Annotated in this window: 13 protein-coding genes; 4 read left to right on the forward strand and 9 right to left on the reverse strand. The window is 59.2% G+C overall.

All coding sequences use genetic code 11. The annotated features are described in order from the left end of the window. Positions 1-5: 5 nt before the first annotated feature. The gene (locus tag LAB08_RS12330; protein WP_172901610.1) at positions 6-908 is read right to left on the reverse strand and encodes an SDR family NAD(P)-dependent oxidoreductase; all 903 of its coding nucleotides are present in this window, start codon (positions 906-908) and stop codon (positions 6-8) included. A gap of 314 nt (positions 909-1,222) precedes the next feature. On the opposite strand from LAB08_RS12330, the gene LAB08_RS12335 reads away from it, so the two are divergent. After that, a complete protein-coding gene (locus LAB08_RS12335; protein ID WP_110963860.1) occupies positions 1,223-1,969 on the forward strand; it encodes a TetR family transcriptional regulator in 747 nt (248 codons plus the stop codon). Between the two features lie 2 nt (positions 1,970-1,971). On the opposite strand, the gene LAB08_RS12340 is transcribed toward LAB08_RS12335, so the two are convergent. The 3 genes from LAB08_RS12340 to LAB08_RS12350 are packed head-to-tail and all read right to left on the reverse strand — an operon-like array spanning position 1,972 to position 4,572. Further along, on the reverse strand, positions 1,972-2,823 hold the full coding sequence (locus LAB08_RS12340) for a hotdog fold domain-containing protein (RefSeq protein WP_096511941.1): 852 nt from the start codon (positions 2,821-2,823) through the stop codon (positions 1,972-1,974). Positions 2,824-2,881: 58 nt separating this feature from the next. Then, positions 2,882-3,682 carry an enoyl-CoA hydratase gene (locus tag LAB08_RS12345; protein WP_096511940.1) on the reverse strand — a complete coding sequence of 267 codons (801 nt, stop codon included), beginning with the start codon at positions 3,680-3,682 and terminating at the stop codon, positions 2,882-2,884. Positions 3,683-3,702: 20 nt separating this feature from the next. Continuing rightward, positions 3,703-4,572: a MaoC/PaaZ C-terminal domain-containing protein gene (locus LAB08_RS12350; RefSeq protein WP_096511939.1), complete on the reverse strand. Its 870-nt coding sequence runs from the start codon at positions 4,570-4,572 to the stop codon at positions 3,703-3,705. 193 nt (positions 4,573-4,765) lie between these two features. On the opposite strand from LAB08_RS12350, the gene LAB08_RS12355 reads away from it, so the two are divergent. From LAB08_RS12355 to folE, 3 genes are all read left to right on the forward strand, one after another. After that, a complete protein-coding gene (locus LAB08_RS12355; RefSeq protein WP_096511938.1) occupies positions 4,766-5,629 on the forward strand; it encodes an SDR family NAD(P)-dependent oxidoreductase in 864 nt (287 codons plus the stop codon). Positions 5,630-5,680: 51 nt separating this feature from the next. Next, positions 5,681-6,868: a lipid-transfer protein gene (locus LAB08_RS12360; RefSeq protein ID WP_096511937.1), complete on the forward strand. Its 1,188-nt coding sequence runs from the start codon at positions 5,681-5,683 to the stop codon at positions 6,866-6,868. Positions 6,869-6,981: 113 nt separating this feature from the next. After that, entirely contained in the window at positions 6,982-7,542 is a 561-nt protein-coding gene (folE, locus tag LAB08_RS12365) for a GTP cyclohydrolase I FolE (protein ID WP_096511936.1), read from the forward strand. A 56-nt stretch (positions 7,543-7,598) separates the two neighbouring features. Here the strand turns inward: folE and LAB08_RS12370 are convergent, their stop codons facing one another. Genes LAB08_RS12370 through LAB08_RS12390 form a run of 5 tightly spaced genes read right to left on the reverse strand, consistent with a single transcriptional unit; the run spans position 7,599 to position 12,221 of the window. Further along, entirely contained in the window at positions 7,599-8,648 is a 1,050-nt protein-coding gene (locus LAB08_RS12370) for an acyl-CoA dehydrogenase family protein (RefSeq protein ID WP_157755715.1), read from the reverse strand. A gap of 8 nt (positions 8,649-8,656) precedes the next feature. Next, positions 8,657-9,817 (reverse strand): acyl-CoA dehydrogenase family protein, encoded by a 1,161-nt coding sequence (locus LAB08_RS12375; protein ID WP_096511934.1) that lies wholly within the window; start codon positions 9,815-9,817, stop codon positions 8,657-8,659. Between the two features lie 10 nt (positions 9,818-9,827). Next, positions 9,828-11,069, reverse strand: a complete 1,242-nt coding sequence (locus tag LAB08_RS12380) for a CaiB/BaiF CoA transferase family protein (protein ID WP_096511933.1) — start codon at positions 11,067-11,069, stop codon at positions 9,828-9,830. Then, on the reverse strand, positions 11,066-11,839 hold the full coding sequence (locus LAB08_RS12385) for an SDR family NAD(P)-dependent oxidoreductase (RefSeq protein ID WP_090468961.1): 774 nt from the start codon (positions 11,837-11,839) through the stop codon (positions 11,066-11,068). Before LAB08_RS12385 ends, LAB08_RS12380 begins: the two co-directional genes overlap by 4 nt. Positions 11,840-11,849: 10 nt before the next feature. Beyond that, complete coding sequence (locus LAB08_RS12390; RefSeq protein ID WP_096511932.1) at positions 11,850-12,221, reverse strand: Zn-ribbon domain-containing OB-fold protein; 372 nt, start codon at positions 12,219-12,221, stop codon at positions 11,850-11,852. Positions 12,222-12,374: the final 153 nt, after the last annotated feature.

Below are 12,374 nucleotides of genomic sequence, written 5' to 3' on the forward strand. Positions count from 1 at the left end.
AGGGATCAGATCGGATCCCAGGTAGTCAGCTCTGGTGATGGCGTGTTCGCATAAAAGGAGGTCTGCATGGCCGGTATCGCGTGCTCGGCGATGGTTTCTGCGGTCCAGCCCTCGCTGCGATGCACCGAGCGGATGACCCGGGATTGCGAGAACAGATAAATCTCGTTAGCGCGCACACCGAAAATCTGCCCGGAAACACCGGCCCCCGCGTCGCTCGCCAGGTACACGGCCAACGGGGCAATCTTGCGCGGCTCCATGAGTTTGAGTTTTTCCATGCGCGCAGCGGCTTCGGGGGTGTCGGTCGGCACTGAAGCGGTCATGGCGGTCCACGCCCAGGGGGCGATGCAGTTCGAACGCACGTTGTAGCGCTTCATGTCCAGTGCGATGCTTTTGGAGAGCCCGACCACGGCCATTTTGGCTGCTGCGTAGTTGGCTTGTCCGGGGTTGCCGATCAGGCCACTGGTGGAGGTCATATGGATGTAGCTACCGCTGGCCTGCTCCTTGAAATAGGGGGCGGCGGCACGGGCGACGTAGAACGAGCCATTGAGGTGCACGTCGACCACCGCCTGCCATTCTTCAAGGCTCATCTTGAAGAAGAAGCGGTCGCGCACAATGCCGGCGTTGTTGATGACCGTATCGATTCGACCGAACTGATCCAGTGCACATTCGACGATGCGGTGTGCGGAGTCCCACTGGGCGACGCTCTCAATGCTGGCCACGGCTTCACCGCCAGCCTGGCGTATTTCTTCGGCGACTGCCTCGGCAGCGCTGCCGCCATCGGGGGTGCGCCCCAGGTCATTGACGACCACCCGCGCGCCCTCGGCGGCAAAAGCGAGTGCATATTCGCGGCCAATCCCACTACCGGCCCCGGTGATAACGACGACTTTGTCTTGAACCATGGATGGCATGCCCGTCTCCTGCGTATTGAGTGCGGTTTCCGATTTGGATTGTGTATCTGCTTGGCTTGGTGACGCTATCATAATAACTGTCATTATGTCAGTTATTGATTTGGTGCGGCAAGCCGTCGTTTCGCCGCTTAGGTAGATAATCGATAGGGAAACAACAGTTGCGTGCGCAGGCCAGTTTGTATAGGTTTCACCAATAGCTGTTCGATTGTTGTTTTTTGGAGCCGACTGGAGCCAAGAACCGGTTGATGCAGCTTTTTTGTTTTCGGATCAGCGATACCCGCATTTTTTCGATTTGATGGAGCGAGACTCAACCCATGGCAAACGACGTCACGATGAACAAGCAGGGCCAGACGCTCGGACGCAAAGGCTTGGAAACCCGGCAGCGGCTGATGTCCGCCACACGCCGATTGCTCTATACGCACCCGCTGCCGGATATCACCGCAGTGGCCATTGCCAAGGCGGCGAGTACGTCATCGGCAAGTTTTTATATGTATTTCGATGATGTGCAGGATGTGCTGTATGCACTGAGTCTTGATGCCGGCGAGGAGATGGCTGAAGTAGCACGCTTGCTTGAAAAGCCCTGGAACCCTGCGCGTTACGAGGAAGAAGCGCTGGGTATTATCGAATCATTGAACATGGTCTGGAGTCGTCATCGCGAGGTGTTGCGTTATCGGAACCTGGAAGCCGACCGTGGCGACCCTCGTTTCGAAGAGCTGCGTATGAACACCTATATCCCGTTCATCGAACGCTTTGCCAAGCTGATCCTTGCGGTCAATCCACCCATGGGCGGACGCAAAAAAAGCGACGCATATGCGGAGGCCACTGTATTGCATGCGGCAATGGAGCGCTTGGCGGCGTTGGATCCGGTGGTCATGGAGCGAGGGCTTGGTGCCAAGCGTGTCAATGCGGCCATTGCTCGAATAGTCGTACAGACTCTGATCGGGCAACCCACCGACAGTGCCAGCATGAGGGCGGCAGCTCTGACCAAACCCAAAAATGGCGCTTCCAAAGCCACAGCTGAAGACGCTGTGGCCCCGGAGGAGACTGAACCCCAGCCTTGATTTCAGGCTGGGTCGAACTCGATGAAGCCGTGGCTCAGCACCGGCGCATCGCGTTCGCAGGCGTGCATCTTGAACAGCGCAAAACCCGAGCGCACGTGCCACAAGTCGATGCGCATGGTTTCACTTGTCAGCATCGGCCCGGCATAGCGCACGCCAATGGCGCGCAGGCGATCGGGTTCATTGTCGCAGGCCATTAGCAAAGCACCTCGCCCGGCCAAACCAAAACAGCCCAATCCGCGCAGCATGTATTGCTGCGTGTCCCCTTGCGCCTGCGCGGCGACCGCAATGTCGGCCGATAACCGGAACAAGGTGTCGGCGCCCTCGGGGGTGCGGATTTCCAGCGTGCAATCAGGGCTGCGATCAGGAATCGCTTCCGGGCGCTGTGAGGGTTGTGGCTGGCCGCCAAAACCGCCGTTACCACGCAATACCGTGGTCACTTCGATGCTCACCAGCGGATGACCCTGCTCATCGCTGAGCAGTTGCTCCTGCACCATCAAGGCGCCTTTGTCCCCTCGATCGAACACGTCTTTGATCTTCTGGGTCAGTACCACGCTTCCTTCTACCGGCAGAGGGCGATGTACACGCAGGCTCTCCTGGGCATGCACCATCTGCTGCCAGACGATCCCGCTGCGCGGATCTTGCTGCCAGAACTCACCATCAGCCAAGGCTACGGCACTCATTGGCAGGGCGGTCAATGCCGGGTTGTCATCGATAAAACGGCTATCAATGTCCTGCCAGCCGGGGTCGACGCCCGCACCGAAACCTTTGGCGAAGCGAATGTTGTCAGCTCTGCCGTAGGTGCGAGTGGAGGCCGCAAACGGCCAGTTTATTAGCGTTTGATAATCAAGGGACACTACGGTTGCTCCAGGCGATGACACGGATGGGCAGGCCCGCAGGCCTGCCCGTTGGGGCTCAGGATTGGGCTTTCTTGGCGGCTTCCAGCGAGGCGCGCATGCCAGCGGCGGCTACGGCGTAGTGCTCGTTGGTCGAGGTGCTGAGGATGTGAGTGTCGAAGTGCGCCATGATCGAATTGCGGAAACCCATGATGTCAGCCGAGCGATTGATCGAGCGCTTGAGCATACGCAAGCCAATGGGCGGTGCCTTGGCGATGTGCTCGGCCATGTTCATGGTGTATTGCTCAAGTTCCGCGCGTGGCACCACATGGTTGACCATGCCCCATTCCTTGGCTTCGGTTGCGCTGATTCTCTGCCCGGTGAACAGAAATTCCTTGGCTTTGCGAATGCCCATTACCCAAGGATGGACCAGTGTTTCCACCGAGGCCGCTGCCAGGCTATGGGCCACCGGGTCGCTGAAGAAGGCGTCGTCGGCAGCGATCATGATGTCGCACATGTTGGCGACCATGAAACCACCGGCGATGCAGGCACCTTGTACCTGAGCGATCGTTGGTTTTGGAAAGTCCCAGATACGCAGAGCGTTGCCCAGGTAATGTTCGCTTTCCCACAACCAGTGCTGCTCGGGCGAGAATTCGCCGCGTTTTTCCATGCCATCCATCAAGTCGTGCCCAGCGGAAAAGTGCTTGCCTATGGCGCCAATGATAAGCACGCGGACATTGTCGTCCTTTTTCGCCAGATCCAGTGCGTGGTCGAGTTCGGCGAGCAGGTTTTCCGATTCGGCGTTGGCATTGCCTGGCCGGTTATGACTGATGCGGGCCACGTGGCCGATGATTTCGTAGCTGATGTCTTGGTATTCCATGATGGTTTTCCTGTTGTCAGTCATGCGTCGAACTCAACGTAACCGTTGTTGAGGATGGTGATGTCGCGCTGTGTAGCGGTAACTCTGAAGGAAGCGTGTCCGGGGCCTTCGCGCCAGGCTTCGATACGCAACGTTTCACCGGGGTACATGGGTGCGGCGAAGCGCAAGTTCAGCACCCGCAGTCGAGCGGGGTCGTTGTCGCAAAGCAGCTTGATCAATGCTCTGCCAGCCATTCCATAGCTGCTCATTCCGTGCAGGATCGGCTTGTCGAATCCGGCGAGGGCGGAAAAGGCCGGGTCGATGTGCAAGGGATTCAAGTCTCCGGACAGGCGATAAATCACGGCCTGCTCAGGACGGCTTTCCAGCTCGATGCTCAAATCGCAAGGCCGGTCCGTAGGGATTGGGTGCGGCTTGGGCTGGCCTTCGGCCGAGCCACCGAAGCCGCCGTTACCACGCATGAAAGTCGACCACTTCGAGGTCGCCAGTAGCGTCTCAGTGCGCGCGCAGTAGATGCGCCGCGACATGTACATCACCGCACCCTTGTCAGCACCCTTGTCGAAAATTTCGTCGACCTGGTCGCGGCCGATCACTTCACCGTGGGCGGGTAGGGGCTGATGCAGGGTCAGGAACTGTTCGCCATGCAGGACCTTGCTCAGGTCGATTCCGGTTTCCGGGTCGGCCAGCCAGGATGCGCCGCCGGCCAGGATGCTGGCCATGGTCGGCAACGCCTTCAAGCCAGTCTCGTAGACGTACTGCAGGTCTTCGGCGGCGAGAGGGTTGCAGGTAGCGGCACCGACACCCAATGCATAAAGGATGGTGTCGCGTTCGCTGTAGGTTTGCCTGGCCTCTGGTATGGGCCAGTTTTTTATACGTTGGTAATCGAGAGACACGTTTTATTCCTCGGCCAGGGTGGTTGCTGAGCCATAGCATTGCCTTTAACATTAAAACTGTCAAATAGTCAGTTATGCGGTGTAGTATTCATGTGAGGCCGCTAAAAACAGGCCATTCGGCATAAATTAATGACTGAGGTTCAGTTGGGTGTCCGAGGCCTCGCTCATAACAAGAACGTTTTGGAGACAGACAATGGCTTTATTGAGTGGGAAAGTCGCAATCATCACCGGTGCCGGGCGCGGGCTGGGTGCTGCCTATGCAGCGTTGCTGGCCGCCGAGGGCGCGGCCATTGTGGTCAATGACCTGGGTCGCGACGAAAACGGTGCTTATATTGCCGAGTCAGTGGCTCAGGGGATTCGCGACAGCGGTGGCCAGGCAGTCGCCCACACCCAGGACATCTCGACCGTCGAAGGTGGCCAGACCTTGTGCGCAACCGCGCTGGAGCATTTCGGTCGTGCCGATATCCTGATCAACAACGCCGGGATCCTTCGTGACAAATCGTTCCTCAAGTTGAGCGAAGCGGATTGGGATGCGGTCATCGCGGTCAACCTCAAGAGCATGTACGCCGTCACACAACCGGTATTTGGCTGGATGAAGGAAAACGGTGGCGGAGTCATCGTCAACACCTCTTCCACGTCCGGGTTGGTTGGCAATTTTGGCCAGGCCAACTACGCGGCGTCCAAATGTGGTGCCTGGGGTTTCTCCAATGTGCTGGCGATCGAGGCTGCCAAATTCGGCGTGCGGGTCTGGACTCTCGCACCGGCCGCGGTTTCCGCGCTGACCGCGCCATTGATGGACGAAATCAGCAAGGCTCAGTTGGCGCCCGAGCATGTGGCCCAGGTGGTGCTTTACATGGTCAGTGAGCTATCCGGTCAGCGCACCGGGCATTGCCTGTTTGCTTCTGGTCAGAGCGTGCGAGAACTGAAGCTGGTGTCGGCTGAAGGCATTCGTGGTGGTGGCGTCGATCCGCAATTCAGTGCCCAGCGTCTGGCCGCTGAAGAGGACAAGGTTTTCCGCTCGGAAACTGCGCTGACCATCATGGATTTCGCTCGTTAAGCAAGCACCGATCAACTCATCTCGGACGCGCATCGTCCTGTGGAGAACAGCATGAGCAATAAAGTTCTGGTCGCCGGTGTTGGCATGGTCAAGTTCACCAAGCCAGGCAAGAGTGAAATGTATGACGTCATGGGCGCACAGGCGATTGCCAGTGCCCTCAAGGATGCCGGTATTGAATATGGTCAGGTGCAACAGGCGTATGCCGGCTTCGTTTCCGGTGACACCTGCTCTGGGCAGACGGCGCTATACCATGCGGGGTTGACGCAGATTCCGGTGATCAACGTCAACAACGCCTGTGCCAGCGGCTCTTCGGCCTTGTTTCTGGCGCGTCAGGCGGTCATGAGTGGCGTTGTCGATGTGGCCTTGGCCGTTGGCTTCGAACAAATGAATCCCGGTGCTCTGGCTGGCAGTGATGCCGCTGCGCGCACGCCAATCACCGTGCGTATCGATGAGGCCACTCGACGCATCCGTGGCTGGGACGAGCTGGCGCCTTCGGGACCCCAGTACTTCGGTGGCGCGGGTGCCGAATACATGGAGAAATACAACGTCGGTGCCGAGCTGTTCGGTCGGGTTTCGGTCAAGGCCCGCAGCCATGCCGGGCGCAACCCTTACGCGCTGTTCACTGACCCGTTGACCCTGGAGCAGGTCATGGGTTCGCCAGCCATTTTTGGTCCATTGACGCGCCTGATGTGCTGTCCGCCGACCTGCGGCGCCGCAGCGACAGTGGTGGTGTCCGAAGCCTATGCACGCAAACATGGCCTGGCCAATTGCGTGGAGATCGCCGGCATGAGCCTGACCACCGACGGACCGCAAAGCTACGAGTCCGGCAGCATGATCCAAGTGGTCGGTGCCGGCATGACCTCGCGGGCTGCTCAGCAAGCCTATGCGCAAGCAGGTGTAGGGCCGCAGGACCTGGATCTGGTCGAGCTGCATGACTGCTTCTCATCCAATGAGATCATCAGCTACGAGGCGCTGGGCTTGTGCGCCGAAGGCGGCAGCGAACGCTTCGTTCTCGATGGCGACAACACCTATGGCGGCAAGGTGGTTACCAACCCATCCGGCGGACTGTTGTCCAAGGGGCATCCATTGGGGGCGACGGGCCTGGCGCAGATCGCTGAAGTGTCCTGGCATTTGCGCGGGTTGGCGGGTGATCGCCAGGTACCTGGCGCACGCCTGGGGCTGCAGCACAACGTCGGGTTGGGTGGCGCCTGCGTCGTCACCATTCTGAAAAAGATCTGATCTGCAGCGCTCCAGGCCCAAGGGCTCGTTTGATTTGCTAAACGAGCCCGCTTTCTTCCAGTCGATTGATTTGTCTGCGCAGGTGTTGGCCGGCGTGGTTTCGTGAGGGCGATATGAGCGAGCAGTTGTCGCAGCACTATCAGGCCATCCTTCAGGGGCTTGGTGAAAATGTCGAACGTGAAGGGTTGCTGGACACCCCAAAACGTGCGGCCAAGGCCATGCAGTATTTGTGTAATGGTTACCAGAAAACCGTCGAAGAACTCGTCAACGGTGCGCTGTTCGAATCGGACAATGATGAAATGGTGATCGTCAAGGATATCGAGCTGTACTCGTTGTGCGAACACCATCTACTGCCGTTCATTGGCAAGGCGCATGTGGCCTACATTCCGTCAGGCAAGGTATTGGGCTTGTCGAAGATTGCCCGCATCGTCGATATGTTTGCGCGCCGCCTGCAGATTCAGGAGAACCTGACGCGGCAAATTGCCGATGCGGTCCAGCAAGTCACCAATGCCGTCGGTGTCGCCGTGGTCATTGAAGCCAAGCACCTGTGCATGATGATGCGCGGCGTGGAAAAGCAGAACTCGATGATGACGACCTCGGTCATGCTCGGACAATTGCGCGAATGTGCCAACACTCGCCAAGAGTTTTTGCAGTTGATCAGAAGCCAGAAGTGATACGAAGTGACCGATAGCTTGTCGGCCCTGAAATCAAGGCCGACAGCATCTTGATGCTAGGCAGGCTGTTCCATAGGTTGGGTCAGCCTACTCCACAAGGCCGCACCGTCGTGGGCCAAAATCTGTTGGCCCAGACATTCTGCCCAGTAGTGTTCGCTGCCGGCATCCGCACGCCATTGCCACAGGCGGCGAGTGTAGTAATGCAGGCTGTGCTCGTCGGTCACGCCAATGGCACCAAAGACCTGGTGGGCCATGGCGGCAGCGCGTCCCGCGGCCTTTCCAACCAGTGCCTTGGCCACGGCCGCCGCCTGGAACGGATTACCTGCATCGATCATGCGTGCCGCGTACAGGCCAGCAACCTGGGCTGCCGCTGCTTGGGAGGCGAGCTCGGCAATCATGTGCTGAATGGCCTGGAACTTACCGATCGGTTTGCCGAACTGCACACGGGTGTTGGCATAGTCGACACAGAACTCCAGCACCTTAGCCAAAGCTCCGGCCATCTGAATGCTTCTGAGCACAGCGATCAGCGGTTGCAGCGCGCTCGTTCCAAGTATTGGCGGTGCGGCTGCAAACTGTTCGGGACGCGTGTTGCTCAGGTTCCATTGCGCGCAGGGAAGGCGGTCGAGGGTTTCGACTATTTGCTGCTCACCTTCACTGGCTCTAACCAGGCATAGGTACAGCTCGCCTTCGCGCTCGGCGAGCAATACGACATGCTCGACCTGCGGCAACCAGCTTAATTGCGGGTCACGACCCAGCAAGCGATCTTGCCCATCCAGTTGATACACGCTGGTCGATACCGCCATGGGACCTTCAGGCACTTGCAGCCCGGCACAGGAAAGCGCCCACGCTGCGATGGCTGTTTCCCCGACGGGCAACGGAACCGCATGGGTGCCACACAGACGCAACATCGGTTCACTCTCGGTCCAGCTCAGGCCGGCGCCGCCATGCTGTTCCTGACACATGGCGAGGGGGATGCCCAACTGCTCGATCTCGGCCCAGAGGACTGTCGCCGGGCGGCCATCTTCAGCATCGACCCAGGTCTGGCGATCGATACGGTCAGTGAAGAGTCGGTTCACTTGTTCTGCGAGCATTTCGCTGATGTTCATGTCTTCACTCATCGCAGTCCAAGCCCCTTGGCAATGATGCCGCGCAAAATTTCGCGTGTTCCGCCACGCAGGGAGAAGCTCGGCACGTTCTGTACGAGGAAACCCTGCAACTCACTCAACTTGTTACCCCTGACAAGGGTGGATGGCGTGTCGAGCAATTCGCGCACGAGCTCCGGGATTCGTTGTTCATGGGTATTGCCCAGGTCCTTGACTAGGGCGGCTTCCTTGGCAGGGGAGTGGCCATCCTGAAGTTGGCCAAGGATGGACAGTGACATCTCGCGCAACACCGTCAATTCCGCGTAGGCCTCTCCCAGTTTGCGTGCCGCCAGGCGGTCGGCCTTGTGGTCGCCATGCAGGGCTTCGATGGTCAAGGGCAGCAGAGGAAAGCTGCTCATATAGCGATCCGGTTGGCTGCGTTCGAAAGCCAGTTCCGCCGTGGCCTGGCTCCAGCCGTCACCTTCTTGCCCCACCAGCATATCGTCAGGGACGAAGACATCGTCGAAGACGACTTCATTGAAGTGGGCTTCGCCTGTCAGATCGTGAATGGGGCGTACTTCGATGCCGGATGAGCGCATGTCGATCAGGAACTGCGAAAGGCCTTTGTGGCGCTCCGAGTCAGCGCTGACGCCGGTGCGGAACAGGCCGATCATGAAGTCGCAGAGGTGCGCGTTGGTGGTCCATACCTTGCGGCCATTGAGTCGCCAGCCACCGTCGACACGGGTAGCGCGCGAACGCAATGACGCCAGGTCGGAGCCCGAATCGGGTTCGCTCAGGCCAATGCAAAACGAGGCCTGGCCTTTGACGATGAGTGGAATGAAGCGGCGACGCTGTTCTTCACTGCCCAGGCGCAAGAGCAGGGGGCCGCTCTGTCGGTCGCCGAACCAGTGCGCACCCAGCGGCGCGCCGGCAGCGAGCATTTCCTCGACCACCACGTATCGCTCCAGGCCGGAGCGCTCGTGGCCGCCGTAGGCTTTGGGCCAGGTCATGCCGATCCAGCCGCGGCGACCGACTTCAAGGCTGAATTCGCGGTCGAAACCCGTCCAGGAATGACCGATCTTCCAGCCGGACCATTGGCTGGCGCTGTCTTGCAGGAAAGAGCGCACTTCCTGGCGTAATGGCTCCAGGGCAGCCGGCAACTGCAAGGGTTTGAAGCTGAAGGTTGATGTCACGGCAGATCCCTCAGATGACGTTGCGTTGGCGCAGTTCTGCGATGTGCGCCGGGTTCATCCCCAGCCAGTCACCGAGAATTTCACTGGTGTGTTCGCCAATCGTCGGTGGGGCCGACTTGTATTGAACCGGCGTCGAGGAAAACCGCATCGGGCTTGCCGCGGTACGAATCGTGCCATTGACCGGGTGTTCTAGCGGCACGATCATTTCGCGCTCGATGGCATGTGGGTCGCGCTCAAGGTCGGCCATGCTGTTGATCGGGCCGCAGGACACGGTGGCGGCATTGAGGTGGGCGATCCACTCATCCTTGCCACGGCCACGCAACGCCTCGGTAAGCAGCGCCGACAGTTCCTGGCGATTGGCGACACGCGCACCGTTGCGGGCAAAGCGGGGGTCTTCGATCCACTCGGAGCGGTCCACAGCGGCGGCTAGCCGGGCGAATTCACGGTCATTGAAGGTCGCGACCAGGATAAAGCCGTCATCCACCGCGTAAACGCCGTAAGGCGATGCGCTTGGGTGATCGTTGCCGGTGCGGCCCAATTCCTTGCCGCCGTTGAACCAGGCAGAAAAGGTGTTGAGCAATGCGGCGACCTGGGAGTCGAACAGCGACACATCGATGTGCTGGCCCTCACCACTCTCATGGCGGTGATTGACCGCGGCGAGTACGCCGATGGCGGCGTAAAGGCCGGCGCAGATATCAGCCACCGGAACACCGACTCGCATCGGGCCATCACCGTCGTGTCCGTCACGATGGCCGGTTACAGACATCACCCCGGCCATGGCCTGGATCAGGTAGTCATAACCTGAGCGGTTGGCGTAGGGGCCGGTCTGGCCAAAGCCGGTGATAGAGCAATAGATCAGGCGCGGGTTGATCTCGCGCAGCTCTTCATAACTCAGGCCGTATTTGGCCAGGGTGCCGGTCCGGTAGTTCTCCAGCAGGATGTCCGATTTGGCCGCCAGCTGGCGCAATAGCTCGGCGCCTTCGCGCTCGGCGAAATTGACGCTGATCGAGCGCTTGTTGCGGTTGACCGATTGGCTGTAGGTGGATTCCTGGTGGGGTTCGTTCTCGGTGCCCTTGATCCATGGCGGGCCGATGCGACGGATATCGTCGCCTTCGCCCTGGCGTTCGACCTTGAGGACGTCGGCGCCGAGGTCGGCGAGTATCTGCCCGGCATAAGGGCCGGCAATGACCCGGGTCATGTCGAGTACGCGCAGGCCTGCAAGTGCTTCTTTGGCAATATTGTGCATAGTCATACCGCTATGGTGTACCCGCCATTGACCGAAAGGACCTGGCCGGTGATATAGGAAGCCGCTTCGGACAGCAGGAAGCAGACAGGGACTGAAACTTCTTCAGGAGAGGCGAAGCGACCCAGTGCAATCTGCGCCAGGTAGGTTTCGAGAAACTTCGGATCGGTACGCACCTTCTCGGTCATGGCGGTTTCCACCATGCCGAAACACACCGCGTTTGCGCGGATGCCGTGTTTTGCCCATTCCCGTGCAGCTGTCATGGCCATGCCGAACATGCCGGACTTGGCCGCCGAATAGTTGATCTGGCCGAGGCTGCCGCGGCGCCCGGCATCGGACGAGATAAACACGATCGAGCCCGGCGCGCTGTCGCCCGCCCGAGCGCGTTGCAATAGATGCTGGCCGACCGCCTGGGTGAAGAAAAACGAGCCTGTCAGGTGCACATCGATCACCTGTTGCCATTGCTCCAGCGTCATCTTTTCGATCATGGCCGGCCGGCCAATGCCGGCGTTGTTGACCAGACCGTGGACGGCCCCGAAGTGGCTGACAGCCTGTTCCACGGCCGACTGTACGAAGGCCTGGTCACTGACACTGCCCGCCAGTGGCAGATAGTGCTCGCCCAGCTCATGGGCAGCGCTGTGCAGGGCATCGGCATTGAGGTCGACAGCTGCGACGTTGGCACCCAATTCGATGGCCAGGCGCGCAATGCCCAGGCCGATTCCCTGACCGGCACCGGTCACGACAATTGTGCGACCGGCAAGTGACATCGGATTTTTCATGATCTATCGCCTAGTGGTGGTGTGGGTCGAAAACGACAAAGAACTGGTCAACTTCCTCGACGATGCGCGCTTTGACACGCATGCCGATCGTGACCTCTTCGGCGGGCATGCCTTCAATGCGCGTCATCATTCGCGGACCTTCATCAAGGTCGACCAAGGACACGTTGTAGGGCTGCGCGGGAGGCTTGGGGCGGATGACCGTCGCTGAGTAGACGGTGCCAAGCCCGCTGGCTTGCACCCATTCCAGGTCGGTATTGCCGGTTCGCGGCTCAAGCACCCGAGGATAAAAAAAGCAGCGTTGGCTCGAGCGGCTGCGCTGGAGCATGAATTGGCCTTGCTTCAGAAATTCCTGAAAGTCGGCGTCGGGGCGAATAGTCGTCATCGAAAGCCTGCTCCATGATCACTAAACTGCCACAGTGTCAGTAATTGACGGTGTATGGCACTGGATTGTCGATTCTTGTTGTCCTATCTGATATAAAACTGTCAAACAGTTAGTTTTTAATATGCGGTCATTCCTTTCGCCAGTCAAGCGCGA

It is taken from the genome of Pseudomonas izuensis (assembly GCF_002356535.2).
GTDB lineage: Bacteria > Pseudomonadota > Gammaproteobacteria > Pseudomonadales > Pseudomonadaceae > Aquipseudomonas > Aquipseudomonas izuensis.

Coding starts and splice junctions, on each gene's coding strand:
- LAB08_RS12380 (WP_096511933.1), bottom strand. CDS start 11,069: ATGACTATGCACAATATTGCCAAAGAAGCACTTGCAGGCCTGCGCGTA.
- LAB08_RS12370 (WP_157755715.1), bottom strand. CDS start 8,648: ATGAACATCAGCGAAATGCTCGCAGAACAAGTGAACCGACTCTTCACT.
- LAB08_RS12330 (WP_172901610.1), bottom strand. CDS start 908: ATGCCATCCATGGTTCAAGACAAAGTCGTCGTTATCACCGGGGCCGGT.
- LAB08_RS12345 (WP_096511940.1), bottom strand. CDS start 3,682: ATGGAATACCAAGACATCAGCTACGAAATCATCGGCCACGTGGCCCGC.
- folE (WP_096511936.1), top strand. CDS start 6,982: ATGAGCGAGCAGTTGTCGCAGCACTATCAGGCCATCCTTCAGGGGCTT.
- LAB08_RS12385 (WP_090468961.1), bottom strand. CDS start 11,839: ATGAAAAATCCGATGTCACTTGCCGGTCGCACAATTGTCGTGACCGGT.
- LAB08_RS12355 (WP_096511938.1), top strand. CDS start 4,766: ATGGCTTTATTGAGTGGGAAAGTCGCAATCATCACCGGTGCCGGGCGC.
- LAB08_RS12390 (WP_096511932.1), bottom strand. CDS start 12,221: ATGACGACTATTCGCCCCGACGCCGACTTTCAGGAATTTCTGAAGCAA.
- LAB08_RS12335 (WP_110963860.1), top strand. CDS start 1,223: ATGGCAAACGACGTCACGATGAACAAGCAGGGCCAGACGCTCGGACGC.
- LAB08_RS12360 (WP_096511937.1), top strand. CDS start 5,681: ATGAGCAATAAAGTTCTGGTCGCCGGTGTTGGCATGGTCAAGTTCACC.